Origin of the sequence: Bacillus sp. SM2101 (assembly GCF_018588585.1) — a bacterium.
GTDB lineage: Bacteria > Bacillota > Bacilli > Bacillales > SM2101 > Nanhaiella > Nanhaiella sioensis.
In genome coordinates this window covers 22,319-39,891 of the sequence record NZ_JAEUFG010000026.1, presented here as the reverse complement: position 1 = coordinate 39,891, position 17,573 = coordinate 22,319, and the positions used below count along the sequence as shown (strand labels likewise).

The 17,573-nt window shown below is 33.7% G+C and carries 16 protein-coding genes; 6 read left to right on the top strand and 10 right to left on the bottom strand.

What is annotated here, in order from left to right:
• Positions 1-11 precede the first annotated feature (11 nt).
• Together JM172_RS19455 and JM172_RS19450 are read right to left on the bottom strand one after the other, a co-directional pair.
• Positions 12-923, bottom strand: a complete 912-nt coding sequence (locus tag JM172_RS19455; RefSeq protein WP_214484039.1) for a hypothetical protein — start codon at positions 921-923, stop codon at positions 12-14.
• On the bottom strand, positions 907-1,434 hold the full coding sequence (locus tag JM172_RS19450; RefSeq protein ID WP_214484038.1) for an RNA polymerase sigma factor: 528 nt from the start codon (positions 1,432-1,434) through the stop codon (positions 907-909). The genes JM172_RS19455 and JM172_RS19450 overlap by 17 nt, the downstream gene beginning before the upstream one ends.
• Before the next feature lie 530 nt (positions 1,435-1,964).
• Here JM172_RS19450 and JM172_RS19445 point away from each other — a divergent pair.
• On the top strand, positions 1,965-3,080 hold the full coding sequence (locus JM172_RS19445) for an HD domain-containing protein (protein ID WP_214484037.1): 1,116 nt from the start codon (positions 1,965-1,967) through the stop codon (positions 3,078-3,080).
• 70 nt (positions 3,081-3,150) lie between these two features.
• On the opposite strand, the gene JM172_RS19440 is transcribed toward JM172_RS19445, so the two are convergent.
• The 4 genes from JM172_RS19440 to JM172_RS19425 form a co-directional block, all read right to left on the bottom strand.
• On the bottom strand, positions 3,151-3,435 hold the full coding sequence (locus JM172_RS19440) for a hypothetical protein (protein WP_214484036.1): 285 nt from the start codon (positions 3,433-3,435) through the stop codon (positions 3,151-3,153).
• 313 nt (positions 3,436-3,748) lie between these two features.
• The gene (locus JM172_RS19435; RefSeq protein ID WP_214484035.1) at positions 3,749-4,294 is read right to left on the bottom strand and encodes a cytochrome D1 domain-containing protein; all 546 of its coding nucleotides are present in this window, start codon (positions 4,292-4,294) and stop codon (positions 3,749-3,751) included.
• A 768-nt stretch (positions 4,295-5,062) separates the two neighbouring features.
• Positions 5,063-6,523: an Msr family ABC-F type ribosomal protection protein gene (locus tag JM172_RS19430; protein ID WP_214484034.1), complete on the bottom strand. Its 1,461-nt coding sequence runs from the start codon at positions 6,521-6,523 to the stop codon at positions 5,063-5,065.
• An 817-nt stretch (positions 6,524-7,340) separates the two neighbouring features.
• Positions 7,341-8,027, bottom strand: coding sequence for an ArsR/SmtB family transcription factor (locus tag JM172_RS19425; protein WP_214484033.1), 687 nt, complete (start codon positions 8,025-8,027; stop codon positions 7,341-7,343).
• A gap of 508 nt (positions 8,028-8,535) precedes the next feature.
• On the opposite strand from JM172_RS19425, the gene JM172_RS19420 reads away from it, so the two are divergent.
• Positions 8,536-9,408: a DMT family transporter gene (locus JM172_RS19420; protein ID WP_214484032.1), complete on the top strand. Its 873-nt coding sequence runs from the start codon at positions 8,536-8,538 to the stop codon at positions 9,406-9,408.
• Positions 9,409-9,807: 399 nt separating this feature from the next.
• Positions 9,808-10,503, top strand: a complete 696-nt coding sequence (locus tag JM172_RS19415) for an AIM24 family protein (protein WP_250886781.1) — start codon at positions 9,808-9,810, stop codon at positions 10,501-10,503.
• Between the two features lie 245 nt (positions 10,504-10,748).
• Here JM172_RS19415 and JM172_RS19410 read toward each other — a convergent pair whose 3' ends face one another.
• Both JM172_RS19410 and JM172_RS19405 read right to left on the bottom strand, forming a co-directional pair.
• Positions 10,749-11,822: a bifunctional transcriptional activator/DNA repair enzyme AdaA gene (locus tag JM172_RS19410; RefSeq protein ID WP_214484030.1), complete on the bottom strand. Its 1,074-nt coding sequence runs from the start codon at positions 11,820-11,822 to the stop codon at positions 10,749-10,751.
• Positions 11,823-12,354: 532 nt separating this feature from the next.
• Complete coding sequence (locus JM172_RS19405; protein WP_214484029.1) at positions 12,355-13,233, bottom strand: SDR family oxidoreductase; 879 nt, start codon at positions 13,231-13,233, stop codon at positions 12,355-12,357.
• Between the two features lie 106 nt (positions 13,234-13,339).
• Between JM172_RS19405 and JM172_RS19400 the strand changes: the two genes are divergently transcribed.
• Entirely contained in the window at positions 13,340-14,311 is a 972-nt protein-coding gene (locus tag JM172_RS19400) for a helix-turn-helix transcriptional regulator (protein WP_214484028.1), read from the top strand.
• 341 nt (positions 14,312-14,652) lie between these two features.
• On the opposite strand, the gene JM172_RS19395 is transcribed toward JM172_RS19400, so the two are convergent.
• Positions 14,653-14,886, bottom strand: coding sequence for a hypothetical protein (locus tag JM172_RS19395; protein WP_214484027.1), 234 nt, complete (start codon positions 14,884-14,886; stop codon positions 14,653-14,655).
• A gap of 543 nt (positions 14,887-15,429) precedes the next feature.
• Between JM172_RS19395 and JM172_RS19390 the strand changes: the two genes are divergently transcribed.
• Together JM172_RS19390 and JM172_RS19385 are read left to right on the top strand one after the other, a co-directional pair.
• Positions 15,430-16,005, top strand: coding sequence for a hypothetical protein (locus tag JM172_RS19390; RefSeq protein ID WP_214484026.1), 576 nt, complete (start codon positions 15,430-15,432; stop codon positions 16,003-16,005).
• A gap of 336 nt (positions 16,006-16,341) precedes the next feature.
• Positions 16,342-16,596 (top strand): hypothetical protein, encoded by a 255-nt coding sequence (locus JM172_RS19385; RefSeq protein WP_214484025.1) that lies wholly within the window; start codon positions 16,342-16,344, stop codon positions 16,594-16,596.
• A 116-nt stretch (positions 16,597-16,712) separates the two neighbouring features.
• Here the strand turns inward: JM172_RS19385 and JM172_RS19380 are convergent, their stop codons facing one another.
• Entirely contained in the window at positions 16,713-17,345 is a 633-nt protein-coding gene (locus JM172_RS19380) for a hypothetical protein (protein ID WP_214484024.1), read from the bottom strand.
• Between the last annotated feature and the right edge of the window lie 228 nt (positions 17,346-17,573).

Below are 17,573 nucleotides of genomic sequence, written 5' to 3'. Positions count from 1 at the left end.
AACTTATATAGCTACTCGTCTTGATCATGATAAACAAACTCATATGCTATTTCTTTGCTATCTAAAGTGATTGATAATTCTGTTTCAAATCTTTCTTGAACAAGTGTATAAGTAAGCCCTTTTACAGATCGCAACTCCCAACCTCCAAGTCCATTAACAATTTTATCTACGTAGTCAAAATATACACTTTTCGAAGCATTTGCCCAGTAATAATGTTCTTTCTCACGGGAAATGGAAATCGGCTCTAATCCAGCAGGATACAACAAGTCATCATAGCCGTGTGTGACATAGAGCTGTTCATTATGAACATATGGTTCTTTCTCTTTAAGTTCCAAAGTGGACATAGCGTGAAAAATTTCAGCATATTCAAGCTTTGGGTAATCAAATGTAATGTGAACCCAATTCCCATCCGTAAATTCAACAAAGAAGTGATATCGTAACGCAGCATCCATCGTCTTAGCATGTTCAATATACATAGTCATTGGATAAGGAAAATTCTCAAGCGTTTCTTCCACAAACATTGGTAATGAATGAACTAACTCTTGTTTCTCCTCTTCAGAAACTTCTGCCACCGTACCTACTTCAACTGGATCATCTTTCCTATAAAGAAGAATATCGTCACCAGTTTTCTCGGGATAGACATCAGTTAACATCCAGCTGAGCTGATTATACTCAAATGATTCTTCATATGCCGTTCGTGGCTGTGCACTTTCTTCTAGAATCAGCCATAAAAAACTTCCACAAATCATTAGTAGGATTGCAGCAGCGATGAAATTTTTTAATAGAAATGCCCGTCTTGGCGTGTGAACAACCTGGTGATCTTGAATAGATTTCAAAAGCCTTGTTCTCATCTTATCTTTTTGATTTTTCGTTGGTCCAATTTGTTGGAGCAGCTTCCATTGGTCGTCAAAATGTTTGTTCAATACGGCCGCCTCCTTCTTCGATTCCTTTCATTTTTTTAAGTAATTGCAATGCTCTTGACAATGTTTTACGTACTTTTGCTTCGGACCAGCCAAGACTTTCTGCAATTTCTCTTGTTGAACACTCCTCCACTTTCTTTAAAATAATTACTAGTCGGTAATTTGGTTTTAATTCTTGAATAGACTTCATTAATTGCATGACCGCTTCTTTATTTTCAATATACTGTTCGATATTAATAGGTGAAGGAATCTCTTTAACTACCGAAACAAGCCTTCTTCTCTTTCGTTTGCGAATTTCATCAATTACCAAATGCTTGGCAATGCTGAACAACCATGTTTTTATATTCGAGCGGTTGCCAAATTTGTCATATGAAATATACGCACGCACGAATGTGTCATGAACTAGATCTTCACAGCATTGTTTATCACCAAGCATAAAGAGAATAAAGCGGTACACGTCGTCATAATATTTTTCGTACCAATCCATTACAAGTTGCTGCTTATCTTCGTTCAATCCCATCATCACCTTCTTTCCTGTTTTATATTTAATCAGTCGTTTGAAAGTTCATTTTGTGACACCTGTAAACAAATTTTTTAAATAAAGTTTATTCAATTTTTACTCATACCTTCAGATAAACTAATTTTACTATATTCATCTTTTGAAATATTTTAATAAAAGCAACGTAGATTAATAGCTAAGACTTTACAAATTTATACAGTCGAAATGCTAGTATTGGAAGGTAGTGACTTCACAAACTTGCCCATACATCATTAGAAACTAACAATACTAGATTTAACGATTAGGGTTTGATTTGCGAATTTTTATGATCTTATAGGTTGATATTTCTATTCATACATTATTCAAATGGTCAACGTTTTTTCTTTTATAAAAATTTAACAATAATTAAGAACACATCCTGTAATAAGATATACCTACAAATTAACAAATAACATTTTATGTTAATTTTTTGTTTACCTTGGTATAATGTTATTGCCATAGCATTGGAGAATCATATAGTTACAGTTTAAACTCAGGAGGTAGAAATGATAGTCAATGATTCCATTTATAAGACAATCCTAATTGAAGATGAAGACATGATAGAAATAGTTAAAACGAAAGCATTTCAAAGGTTATCTCTCATTAAACAGCAAGGTAATACATTTTTTCTACATAACGAAGCAATTCATACTAGGTTTGAGCATTCCCTAGGAATCTATGAATTGCTGAAGCGAGTTATCTCTAGCCTAAGTGCACGGGGAGACATTTCTCTTACTCAGTATGAAAAAAAACTTGCTAAAGTTGCAGCATTATTACATGATATCGGTCATGGTCCCTTTTCACATTGCTTCCAACTCATATCAGGTCATGATCATGGAGAAGTAACGCTTCGAATCATTAGCGAAAACGCAGAAATCAGAAATATATTAGACCGAACACCAAACTTACTGAACGATGTTTTACATATATTAAAAGGTGGTAGTAAGTATAAAATCATTGAAGAAATTCTATTTGGTTCACTATCACTCGATCAGCTTGATTTTTGGAATAGAGATTTATATTATTCTCACTTACACATTAATCCTTATGACATTGATATTTTAATTGATTCCCTTCGGTTGAAAGGAAATACTTTAATGATTGATGTCTCCGCAGTTCCTCAAATAGAACGAATGATAAGCATGAAGGAGAGTTTATACAAGTATGGCTTCGGTCATCCTTTTGTTGTTGGTAAGGATCTGCTTATACAAGAAATTTTTAAAACAGTTGTACATGAAGACATTCATCTTCAATCACAATCGCTCTCAAACGTGTTGAAATCTGAAATACTACAAACAGAAGATTTTCTTACTCTGCACGATAAAATGCTTGTGGATGAAGTTTTCATATTAAGTCATGTAAAAGAACATGAGCAATTGAGTAAGTTAGCCACACTATATTTATCATCAACTGACAGTGTAAAATATGATGAATCCTATATGGATATGTCTTCTTCTACTGGGATTGTTATTAAAGAAAACAGAAATTATTGTTCATATACTGGGGAGATTTATGTTAGTAATGGTGAAGAAATTGTTGATATTTTACAAGTTTCTAAGCATATACAAAATATCACTGAAATACCAGCAAAATATCGTGTCTATTCATTAAATGACTCTTAATCAATATGTAAGTTGTTTTAGGTGTTCATAATTAAATTTGAACAAAATAGCCTCAATTATCATTCTCAATTTATTTTACTAGAGGAAAAGCAATCATTCCACCTAGAATGGTAGCTAGTAAAAAAGAGAATGTAGACAATATAAACCTTTGTAGGGGTCGTATATTAGAGAAACGCTCTGAAATCTCGTCATATAAACTTAATGCTGATAAAAAGAAAATTAACCCTATTTGAAGAAGATCAACTTTCGTAAGAGCTGAGAAAGGTTTTTTAATGTTAATAGAACCAAGAACAAAAAGAAAAAACACAGTAATATAAAATATACATTTGAATTGAAAGTACTTTATGTAGTTCATAATAGTGAATCCTTTTATCATTTTTTGGTCAATAGACCCCATTTCAATCAATGTCATGAGATCTATTAGTAGATTAGTTCAATTTATATTAAGATGGGGTAGGAAAAAATTCAAGTGAGTTTTAATGGAAATAAGAATTAAATATATTCCTAAATGGCTAATGTCAATCGCTGTTTTCCCGTTAACAAAGTTGTATACGTGTTTATCTTTTATAAACAACAACATATGTGAAAACAGCCTTTAAGGAAGATCAAAATAAATAAAATAATGATGATATTTTAAACTTGGGATGACCATGGCGCTTGAATACTATTTAATTGGTTGTACCTGCGTTTATATAGGCTAATTTTCCATCTGGTGTAAAAGAAATAAATAACGGTAATGTGCTATCTTCTGGAAGAATCAGAGTAGCAACAACTGTGTGAGTTTTTGTATCAATAACTGAGAGAGTACCGGGCTCAGAACTTCTGAAACCTAAAACATAAGCAAGCTTTCCATCTGGTGTAAACTTTACCGAAGTAAGAGGGAGTTCTCCTATAGAAACTGTAGCGATTATTGAATGAGTTTTTACATCAAGAACAGGTACAGTACCTAGATTTGTAGTAACGTAAACTAATTTGCCATCTGGAGAAGTATCAATAGCTTGTGGAAGGGTAGAAGCATCAAATTGAATCGTAGCAATTACTGAATGTGTCTTTGTATCAATAACAGATACTGAACGGCCATTTACATTAATAGTATAAACAAGCTTGCCATCTGGTGTTAAAGATTGAGGAGGCCCTGAGAAAGCGGCTGGAATGCCTACTGGAAGTGTAGTTATAAGGAAGTGAGTTTTTGTGTCAACGACAAAAGTAGTCAAGTGAATGCACCTCTTTATTTTATTTGTTATTACATGAATATGAAGAGAGTAAGCTGTTTGATTCGAAATTGTACATTTATCATACAGTTTTTAAATTATGGATGTATCAAAGTGTACAATGATCTTAGTGTTTAACAGAAATTTTTATTAAGCATGTAATTTATTGAAATAAGAGTTGAGAGAATGAGAGCAACTTGGAATGTATGTCATTCACCATATTAATTATGTGAATGTACACTTCGTAGACATACAATAATGTACAGGAGTAAAGGAAATATGGAAATATAATTTAATACAGGGATATCGTCACAGCAAAGAGTAACGATTTTATGGATGGTGAAATGCCTGAATTTTACTGTCGTGCTCAAAGACCAGAACATCTTCTAGTAAGTCCAATTCAATAATTTTATAAAATTTCATCTTCTAAAGTGCCTTCTTTTTTGTAAAAAGTTAGCTTAAAAATATTATATGGAGTAATTTCCAAAAAAAGAAAAGAGGACATATAACAAGTCCTCTTCCACATCTTTTCGGAAACTTTGTTGTTTCTCTTAAATGTAATTTTAAAGTCTTTAATGGTGAAAAGAATACCGATCGTTAAATATTTACGTGTTTCGTACTTATTAGGAAAAGCAACAATTAATGCGAAATACAGCCTCCACAAAATACAATTTAAAAATTGATCGTCTTTTCCACTCGGCTCATTGTAAATTCTCTCGAAAATAAGAATCATATAAAGAACGTACGGTCTAACCTACCATATATGCTAACTCATAAACACTGTTGTTGCAATTTTTTGTCAGAAATGTTTAAACGTAACTCTGCCACATTCTTTATGAACCTTGTATCATGTGATACAAATATGATGGTTCCTTTATAGGCACAGATAAATCGCTCTAATGCTTCAATAGTCCTGGTATCTAAAAAATTGGTAGGTTCGTCTAGCAATAATATGTTATATTCTCCTAAAAATAATAGACAGAGCTGGAGGCGCATCGCTTCTCCACCACTTAATGTGTTCACTTTTTTTAATAAGTCTGAATCTAAAAATAGCATTGAATGTAGAGCACTTCTTAGTGACCCCTCATCATATTCTGAACGATTTTTCATAAATTGCAGGATCGTTTCATCACTTGTAAATTGATAGCTCATTTGACGAAAGAAGCCAATTCTCGCTTTTGGTGTAATCGTCAGACCGACGGCATGACTGGCAATGTGCTTTAATAGTGTACTTTTACCACTTCCATTTTCACCAGTTATCGCTATTATTTTCCCTAAAGGGAGTTGAAAACTAACTTCATCTAACAATCTACGATCTTCCAATTCGAGACTAAATCTATCAGCCATAATTGGAAATTTATTGTGCAATTCCAATGCTTTTGATTGGTGAAATACAATTTGCTTTTCCTCTTTCACTGCTTCCACATGCTTTAGCCTATCTTTACGTTGTTCAATTGCTTTTGCGGCGCGATGTACTGCTTTTTGGCATGTCCCTTTAGACTTCGATTCAAACATACGGTTCGCTTTAGCCTTCGCTTCTTTCCTTGACATACTTCCGGCTTGTGCAACTTTTTCGGCCTTTTTCATTTTTTCTTGCGCTTCTTTTGCTAGACGCTTCTGTTCTTTCATATATTGAGCATGAGCTTGATTTTGCTGTTCACGTTCTAATTGTTTCTGCTCTACATACTCGCTGTAATTACCTTTATAAACGTGTACTTCTCCTTCATCGACTTCCCAAATAGATGTGGTGAGCTTGTCAAGTACGGCACGGTCATGACTAACGATTATCAGTGCCCCATAGTAATATCTCAATTCATCAAGTAAATATGAAATACCTTCTTGGTCCAAATGAGTTGTCGGCTCATCAATTAGTAATGCTTCATAATAATGTGTAAACAATTGTGCTAATTTCAGCCTTGTTTGCTCTCCACCACTTAAATGGTTAGAATTTTGCGGAACAGCTAACCTTCCAAGTAACGATGGGTCTGCTTCATCAGTTGTTGGTGCTGATATTTGCTCAAAATACCCATGCTCTACATAGCGATGTACCTTCCCAACTGAAGGTTGAACAATCCCAGAAAGCAACTTGATTAATGTACTTTTCCCGGCACCATTTTTCCCCACGATTCCTATTCGATCAAATTGATGCACAGCTAACCGTTCAATTCTTAATACCCTTTTATCTAAATAAGTCATTTCAATATTTTTAAATTCAAAACAAATATGTTCCATTTTGCTACCTCCCGAAATATGTAATTTCGTATCGATAGCTATAAAATCGATACGAGCTTTTGTTTCAAGCCCGTATTAGTAAAAAAGTAACATCATCTTCAAAATAATACTCCAATCCAACGCGAAAAAATTAACATTATCTTCTATTTATGTAACAAAAAAATTCTACCTCATTTCTTGCCATTTAGTAAAGGTTTTTTTATCTTTAACTATCATTAATGACTATTTCAGCTCTATTTCCAACAGGAGCTAAAATGGCATTCATAATCTCTATTTCCTGTACCTCTAAGTTCACTGACAGCTTTAATTCCATTCTGTTAATGAGTTGACAGTTTTTTTTAGTCTACAGAAATGGCAAAGTGATAGAGTCCAAGATATTTCTCACTCTTATCATTATTGTTTTCTAGAATCAAAGGCATTCGCATGATTTAAATTGACAACCTGCCCTAAGTGATAAAAAAGCGTTCAAATTCTTAATATTCATATTTCGTATTAACCAGTTGCATTGAAATATTTAGGCTCTTTTCTTCAGCTATATTGCTATAGCTGCTTAACTAACAGAAAAGTGGTCCAGTCTTCGTTATAGAAGGAAAGATGCACCCTAATCTAGTTGTATAAGTGTTTCAAACATATAATTTTTAACATAAAACTGCAAACGTAAATTTTTTGTGTTCAAATTGCAATTTATGTTATGCTCATCGTTATGCTCCTACGAAATATTCATTTATTATGGCTCTTTAGAGAAGAAAGAATGCTTAAAAGAATTAATGTGAAAACAGTCTTATTAAGTACCGTTCAGTACTAGAGACAACTTGCTTTAAACATCAATCATGAATATGTCTTTAAATCCTTTCTTACCTGCAGGAGTGATTGTTATAGCTCTGGAATTGGCTGAGCGTTGAATCCAGTTTAACTCCAATATTCTTTCTAGCAGAGCATTTCCTAATGCACCAGCAAGGTGGTGACGTCTTTCACTCCAGTCTAAACATTTATGTGCAAATGCACGACGCTTATTCTTAACTTCCCGAAGATTAATTTGAAAAGATGCAAAGAATTCTTCTCCTTTGTCTGTCACCTCAAACTCTGTGGTGTTATTACAAAGAATACCTGTATTAACTAAAGAGTCAGTGATTTGTATACCTAAGCTTCCTGCAAGATGATCATAACAAGTTCGTGCAAAACGTACTGCTTTATCTTCAGAAGCCTGTTTTAATGACTTGATTTCAGTACGTGGAGCTATTGAAAGTAGAGATTCCATCACTTGCGCAACTTCCTGATTACGAATACCATAATACCTGTGTCTCCCGTGCTTTTCCATTGTAATTAAATTGGCATCAACCATTTTAGTTAAGTGAAAACTAGCAGTTTGAGGTTTAATTTGCGCCATATACGCTAGCTCGCTTGCAGGGTGAAATCTACCGTCTAATAATACTGTCAGGATTGCTGCACGAGAATTTTCGCTCACAAGGCTGGCAACCTTTGCTACATCAGGTCTTCCGCTCATATTTATTCTCCCCTCACATTCTTAGTCATCTCGATCATAACTAATATATTGATTTAGAACCATCAATTTAGTTAGTGAAAAAATATAACTTTACATCCATATTTCGATTATGATTTTATTATATCCATGTTACGCTACTCATACAGTAATATTTATTTTTTATCAGGTCTTTTTTTTAGGCTCTTTTCGTAAAATTTTGTTGCTGTTGCTATCCGCTTAGTACTATAAAAAGAGTTTTTATATTGTTTGTCATCGCTGTACAGAAGAAAAGAGCCACGTCTCTAGTTGTGTACTTCTCAATACGAAAAGCAACAATCCATGAGAAAACAGCAACTTTTTGTTGCTATTTATACAATATTACTACAATTAAATCGGGCTTTATGCAATTGTTTCTTAGAAGAAAAGATGCTAAGAACCGATAGTTGGACCTGTGTTTTTTTAAGTACAATTACTTCAATCAATGAGAAAGAGTTTACCTTTAAATATAAAAGTTAATTCGGAGGAACTTATGAATCCAATTGTTTACACATTACTAGTAATACTTGCTACTTCACTGATGGGATCTTCTTTTGCGATAGGGAAAATGGGCTTGGCATATGTATCACCATTTCTTTTAGTTGGGTTACGCTTTACAATTGCTGGATTAATAATGTCTCTTTGGGTTAAGAATAAAAAGCTACATTCACCCAAGGACACTTGGATGAAGATATTTATGATAGGACTCTTTCAAACTACAGGTGTTATGGGATGTATATTTCTAAGCCTAAGAACGATTACAGCGGGTGAGTCTTCTATTCTAACATTTATTAACCCACTTCTTGTAGTAATCCTCGGTACCATTTTTCTACGAATGAAATACCGATTATATCAATGGATTGGAGTTTTAATAGGATGTCTAGGTGTAATAGTTACATTTGGGTTTCACTTACAATTACAACCTGGAACACTTTTAGGGCTTGGAGCAGGAATTTCTTGGGCTATAGCAACTATATTAGTTAAAAAATGGGGATCTCATTTTGATATATGGGTACTTACAGCTTATCAAATGCTGTTCGGTGGGTTAGTACTCTTACTCTTGAGCATCATACTTGAATCACCAAAAATGATCATAAATATTGAATCTATATCAATTGTGCTATATTTAGCTATTATGGGTTCTATCGTTCAATTTGCAACTTGGTACTACCTTCTCAATAAAGGTGATCCAGGTAAAACGAGTGCCTTTTTATTTTTAGCTCCCTTTTTTGGAGTACTTTTTGGATGGTTACTGCTTGACGAAATTGTTCAATGGTATGTTTATTTAGGTGGGCTACTCATTTTTATTGGGATTTTCTTAGTCAATTGGAATTTCTCAAAAGAAAAAATAAGCTCATTTAAGTAACCACAACCAACTATACGAGAGAGAATTCATACAATCTAAATAATAAAATTCTTCTCTATTTGTTAAATCGTTGACCACGATGGATGAATTCATGGATTTGACTGATAAACCCATGGATTTGACCCATTAATTCACGCATTTGACCGATAAACTCATGAATTCAACCCATATATTCATGGATTTGACCCATATATGATAAAATTTGATTAATAAAGAACTAAATTAACCGGCACTAATAAAAGATGAGTTTATGTACGAATAAAATGAATGACAAAATTCTACATCACATCAATTTGATATATGCTATCTTTATTACAGAAACATTTTACAAAAATATATTCCTCAATAACACTTTCGCTATCCATCTTGTTTCAGAATATTTTTCAGGAGGGGTTTTATTTGAATCAGCGATATTCTATTCAAGAGTTTGTAGATCAAACGAAGCAAAAGGAAAAAAATCAAGGTGTATTTGAACTAGAAAGTCCTAGAATGTTAGAGGTTAATTTAGATGGAGAAGTTTGGGCAAAGGTCGGTTCCATGACTTCTTATAAGGGCCAAGTTAAATTTGTAAGAGAAAGCATTTTAGAGCACGGCATCGGTAAAATGTTTAAAAAACAATTTACTGGAGAAGGTGTTAGCTTGATGAAAGCATCAGGAAACGGCACAGTATATTTTTCAGATAGTGGGAAAAAGATATACATTATTAATCTTGATGGAGAAGCTATTTCTATCAATGGAAATGATATTTTGGCTTTCGAGTCAACTGTTAAATGGGATATTAAAATGATTCGTAAAATTGCTGGTATGTTAGCAGGTGGACTATTTAATGTTCGTTTAGAAGGACATGGTCTTATTGCTTTTACTAGTCATTATGAGCCTCTCACTTTAGAAGTAACTCCTGATAACCCAGTAATGACAGACCCAAATTCTACTATCGCTTGGTCTAGTAATTTAACTCCTGATATTGTTACAGATATTCAATTTAAAAGTTTGTTTGGTCGAGGAAGCGGAGAAAGTTTTCAAATGAAGTTTAGCGGTAGTGGCTTTGTTGTAGTACAACCATTTGAAGAAGTATATCGAGCACCAAATGCATAATAGAGAAAGGCTCTTTTCGTAAACTTTGTTGCTAATGTTATCACATTAGTAACACAAAAATGGTTTTATATTGTTAGTCATTATTGTACACAAGAAAAGATGTCACGAACTTTAGTAGTACGAAAAACAACAATCAATACGAAAACAGCCTAAGAATTGAACTTTGAAACTATTTTGTACTTACTAAAAGAATGCAAGGGTAAAAATTCCATCCTTGCATTCTAAAAAAGCTTTGATAAATCAGGTTAATTTGGTTTGTTGGAGAGTGAGTTATTATACGTTTTTTCATGGTTTAGCAACCAATTTTTTCTTTCTAAACCGCCACCATATCCACCTAAATCTCCGTTAGATTGGATAACCCTATGACATGGGACGATGATTGCTAATTGATTGGCCCCATTTGCGTTACCAATGGCTCTGACAGATCTTGGGTTATTAATTAAGGCAGCTAGTTCTTTATATGAAGTCATTTTTCCTAATTCAATTTTCATCAGTTCATTCCAGACAGTTTTTTGAAATTCAGACCCTAGTAAGATGATCGGGGTTTTAAATGTTGTTAGTTTTTTTGTAAAATAGTTTGTGATTTCTTCTTCAATCTGTTTTGATATTTTATTTACTCCTGGAATGATTGAAGCGTTTAACTTATTTCGCAAACGTTCAATTTCTCTTTCCAAACCTCTACGATCAACAAATTCAAGTAAATATAAATAATCATCATCTACTATACTTACCATCGGTCCTAATTTAGTATCTATCCAGTTTGCATATAGCATTTTTACACTTTTAGACTTTGTTGGTGCTTTTCCCATGATTTTGGAAAATGCATCGTGAAAGCCACTCGAAGAATCATACCCTACATCTATTTGAGCATTGATAATTTTTTCACCTGTTCTTATCGATTTCATTGCAATCCCCATTCTTCTAGCTCTCGCATATTGTACAAAGGTCATACCATAAAATTTTTTAAACTGTCTTCTAGCGGTAGCTGCATGAAGACCTAACTTTGAGAAATCAGCATCCTTCCACCTTTTTTCTGGATTTTCCTCAACAAGCTGTATCATTTGATGTACAAGCGGAGATATTTCTTTAGGATATGACATTGGATGACATCTCTTACAAGGACGAAATCCTGCTAAAAGTGCTTCTTCAGCTGTTGCATAGAAATTGCAATTTTCATATTTAGGCTTTCTAGCCGGACATGTCGCATGACAAAATACACCTGTGGTCTTAATTCCAGCAAAGAAAATACCATCAAATGATGAATTTCTTGCTAACAATGCTTCGTAATATTGTTTTTTTAACGCTTCATCATTAATCATTTCAGATCCCTCATTTTATCTGTGCAATATTATTGTAAGGCTCTTTTCGTAAACTTTGTTGCTATACTTCACTAAATATGAGAAGGAAGTATGTTATATAAGATTTTTTTAGTCTTTAGCAAACAAAAGATGCCACGAACGATAGCTGTATTCGTGTTTATTTCCTAGTACGATAAACAACATTCAATTCAAAAACAGCCTATGGTAATAACAATTTTATTTCTTTCGGATATTTATATAACTTCATTACCTTCGTTACACTATTATTGCTCTACAGTTTCTCATTTCGGCTGTATTTTCACTGTACATATATAAAATTATAAATAAGATATAGACATTGTGCATACGAAAAATGAACATCTATTTTTTAGCATTCGTGTTAAGGAAAGCATAGATAGCAAAAAATAGCAGCAAAAGAAGGACTTATCGTTGCCAAAGATTCAGGAAACAAGGGTACTATTTATATCTCAATCATAGACAAAAAAAACGCGATTCTATTCAAGAATTGCGTCAAGTCAAGTAACCGAGAGAACTATTGGTTTTGTTGAACATTTTCTTCAAAATATTTGCCCCAATCAGGCTTTCTTCCATCAATATCTTTAAATCCATACTCTCTTGATAATTCCCATGAGCTAAGTGCTTTTCCTGTTTTGTTTTGTACTTTCGGATCACTCGCGAGTGCTGCAATCGCTCTACCGATAAAAAATGGTGTTTCAGAAGCGATGAAGTGTGGATCTTTAGCAGCTCCTTCTTGCCAATTCTCTTCAGTGACACCAAACCAATCTAACATAGCTTCTGAACGTAAATATCCAGGACTCACCGCTACTGCTGTAATATTATGATCCTCTAAATCTTTTGACATCGCTTGTGCTAGGTGGATGGTCGAAATCTTTGCCAAACTGTAATATAAATTTCCTCGATAATCATAGCTTACACCATCTGTTATTTCGATAACTAACCCTTTCTGATTTTTCACCATAAGTGGAACACCATAATGACTAGTAATCATGTGGGAATGTACCGCTCTTCTCTGCATAAGAAGCCCATTATCTAAATCATGTTCCCAAAAAGGGGTTTCCCATTGGGTGAGTGGATCCCCTCCCCAAACATCATTTACGAGAATATCTAGCTTACCATTTTGTTCTTCCTCTATTTTATTAAACAAAGATTTCACATCGTCTTCAACCGTATGATCAACTCTAACTGGTATCCCTATTCCACCTTTACTATTAACGAGCTCTGCAGTTTCTTCAATCGTTTCTGTTCTTCCCATTGAAGATAAATTACCTCTCGTACTTCTTCCAGTTACATAGACCGTTGCTCCTGCTTCCCCAAGCATCATTGCAATTCCACGCCCAGCTCCCCTTGTTCCTCCAGCAACTACGGCTATTTTTTCTGTTAATTGTTTCATGTAATCAACCTCCACTTTTTTGATAAGAATAGTATAATACTTAATGATGTCACCTTATGTCATATAATAATTATTCTGTTATTGTTATTTTTCAGGGGGTATTTTTATGCGTGCAGATAGATTGATTTCCATTTTACTGTTGTTACAAAATAAGGGAAAACTAACAACTAAACAATTAGCCCAGGAATTAGAAGTATCAGAACGCACGATTCATCGTGATATGGAAGCATTAAGTATATCGGGAATTCCTGTAATTGCGGAACGTGGTAAATCAGGGGGCTGGACATTACTTGATAAATACAAGACAAATTTAACTGGTTTGAAGCACAATGAAATAATGTCATTGTTAATTTCTCCATCACTTCAGTTGCTTACTGACCTAGGTTTAGCAAAAGATTGGCATGAAGCACGGCAAAAAATCCTTGCATCTGTTCCTAGTACCTATGAACAAAATACGAATGATATTTGGAACCGTATCCATGTAGATACTAGTACATGGCGGCAGTCAACTGAAAAAATTGAGTCTTTTAAAACTATGCAACAAGCGATATGGGATGAAAAGAAACTTCACATTAAATATGAACGTGCAGATGGACAATGTGTTGAACGAATTGTAAACCCATTAGGTTTAGTCGCTAAAGGGAGTACGTGGTATTTAGTTGCGCACTCAAATGGAAAATTCAGAAACTACCGTGCTTCACGAATGCAGTCTGCAGCACTAACTAAGGAAGAATTTGACCGACCTAATGACTTTAACCTGGCGCACTTTTGGAGATCTTCAACAACAGAATTTATTAACAGCTTACCGAGATACGAGGTGAATGTCGAAGTATCACCTCATATTATTCAAAGAATAAAGTTTCCTGGACGTTTTGTACAAATTTTACAGGTAGAAACTCCTTTAGAAAATGGTTGGATACCAGTAAAACTTAGCTTTGATGCAGAACAAGAAGCTAAAGAGTATATTTTAGGCTTCGGAGATCAAATAAAAATTATACATCCTAACAGTTTAAAGAAACAAATATACGATATGGCAAAAGCTGTCGTAAATTTTTATGAGCAGGAGAAGACACTATAAAAACCTTTTAATGTTGTAACTATCATTTATCTTACTAACGATAACATTTTACAATCTATAATTCATTGATGAATCCTTCAAAATATACAACTGTGCCTATCCATAATAATACAAACATATTTTATTGCAGAAATTTGTACAAGGCAGAGGAAAAATTGAGCGCAAATAAAGCTTCGTCATGTTGCGGGAATAGGCTGGGCATCAATGAGACCATCATTAAAGAACAGTCTGCTTGTTGTGGTTGTCCTGTTACCGTTGATGGCTCTAGGGGGAATTGTTGTGATTGCCCTGTTATTGAACGGTTCTTTAATGGACACGATTATAGTTTAGCATGTAATGAATCAATTGACATGTTCACATCGAAAAACGGTCTCCCTCTTTTCGGGAATATTAATGTAGCCTTTTGACTCTGAATGTGGAGCAACTGCAATTATCACTGCAAATAATATGGAACCCCCTATTAATATCCCTGCACCAAATCGTCCGAATACCGCTGATAATTCTATTTTATTTGCAAATGTTTCAAAGATAAGAGTAATATGTTCCGAGGATGCAGGACAGAATTGTTTAGGCAACTCATATTTGATATCATTGAAAGATGTATCACTTCGAATCCACCGCTATGATCTTACTAGGAGGAAGTCCCTACACCTATTAATGGACAGCTGGCTTAGTCAAATCTATATTTTACAAGACTGTGTTTAAATGTATATATAATAAATCTTATATACAAGTATCAATAACTCTCAAGACCACTTTCCACAGAGTATAATTAGCAACCTTCATATAAGCAATTAATAAAATTCAAGTCAACTTAACAATGACTATCTATCCATTTAAATAATTAGTTAGTCAACTTTCTTTAACTTGATACTCTTGTTACTTAAAAGCGATGTTACCTCATCATTCTTCCGCAAAAACTGCTCGATTAGCTACAAACAATTTTATGCTCTCATCTATATTGCAGTATATATTTCCCACTAGCAGGCTCTTTCCACATTGACAAATGTACAACTTCTTACTTTTGAAAAATTCCACTCCTTCATAAGGATAGCAACCTATACAACTGCTGTTATTTAACCATTGTATAATAATAAATACCTTTAGAAGGTGAACTCATGTCAAAAATACCACCTATATACCGTTGTAGAATTGCGCCAAAATCAAATTGCGTTTTTACCACAAAAAAATTTCGAAATTCCACGCCTATACAAATTCCAGAAGAAGGAACAGCTACTCCTTATCCGTCAAATATATGCGTCTCTGGATTTACAGACAAAATTGTGAAAGTAGTTGTATCCATTAATAACTTAAGTCACACCTTTGTTGGTGACCTTATCATATTATTAGTTGCTCCTGATGGTAGAAATGCCACAATTATGGCAGGAGCTGGATTTGGTAAAGTGGACGATATAACCCTTACTTTTGATGATATGGGATCAAGCATCATTCCACTCTTTTTGCCACTTACCACTGGTACATTTCAACCATCAAATTATTTAGGTGAACTAGTACCATTACCACCACCAGCGCCTACTAATCAATCTTTCGGTTCAATGTTAAGTACGTTTAATTTTTCAAATCCTAACGGCATTTGGAGTCTTTTCGTTTTTGATGCATTCCCTGACGATTCAGGTAATATTGCAGGAGGCTGGGATTTAACGATTACTACTAGTAATTGTACACCTCAATAAAACCTAAATATATTGTAATGAAATATCATTTATGTGCTCACTGTGTATATAACAATTCCAAATTGCTACAAAATGGGGCACATTCTTTTTGAAAGCTATATAACTACCGTAAAGTGAATGTAATCAGCTAGTTGTTTTATTGAGCCATATCGCATTTAAATAATGAAGGGTGTTACTATTATACTTGTTTTGCTTACCGTTAAAGGTCCATCTACCCCGTATATATTTCGAACTGTTAATCATCGACTTAAGGTGGAATCTGTTTGCTTATTTTGAATATTACATCTCCTCCTTTCGTTTAGTGTATAATTATAGAATCATAAGGGGGTTATTAATGTGATTTTGTTATTAACAATAATTGCAGCTACTATCTTAAGCTCTCTTTTATTCTTTATAACTGGTCCATTTGCTATGATTATCGTTTCGGGTATCGTTCTTGGTTGCTTATTTAGAAGTCTGTACTTACTTAACGATCTCAACAAGAGACTTTTAAAAATAGCACCTAAAACGGATAGAGTAAAAGAAGCATATGAGAGATATTTAGAAGAAAGGGAAAAAGAAAAAAATGAACAAGGTGGCATTTCCAATTAGTATCAATAAACTCTATTATTTTTTCTTTAGCACAACTCCTTCTCAGTTAATATAATTTATCTTGCAAAGCAAAAAAAAAGCACTCAATAAGAGCGCTTTTTTATAACAGTTAATCATTATTCTGTTTCGTCCAAAGCATCTGGGTAAACAACCGTTTTAAATAAATCACCAGTGGCATCATTTTTAACAAAGATCGTTACAACATAATTTTGTGGATCAACACCATTAAATAGTTGATAGTACATACCTGACATTCCTAATCCAAGTTGAGCAAAACTATCAAAACTGTTCTCGTATTTTTCTTGATCTACTACTAATGTAAATTCTGAAAATGAATCATTATGTATTACATCTTTAATTGAAGGAAAGTCTCCATTATTTTTGTAATCTTCGACGGTCGTAAGTATACTATCTTTTATTTCATCCATCATTTCTTTATGCTTAGACTTTGACATTACATAAGTAATAGTACCGTCATCATTTTGTATGACATCTTTTATGCCATCTTCTTTTGCTTGAGCCGTTATACTGTCCATGTTTTCTCCCTCAAAAAACGAGTTTGGTAGAGTTACTTCAACATTTAACAACCCTTTATCTACTTCAATTGACTCTGCTTCATTTTCTTTCTCAACATCTTTTGAAATTTCTCCCGACTCAATTTCTTTTCCATCACTTGCTTTTTCTTGACTACATGCCGAAACAAATATAGTTAGGAATACAACAAATGATAATAATAGTGTTCTTTTCATATTATTTCTCCCCCTTAAAACTCCTCTAATATTATACCAATAATTGTATATAAGGGAAGTAAAAAACTACTCATTTTTCATACTATTTCATTCTTCTCTTTTCTATTTGAACCTTGATACTAGCATTAGCTCTAATCCACCTCAGAATGGATAGAATTTTGGATATTTTTTTAAAGTATTATGGGTAAATCTGAAACCATTCGTAGTAAAGTTAATATACCTCACCCT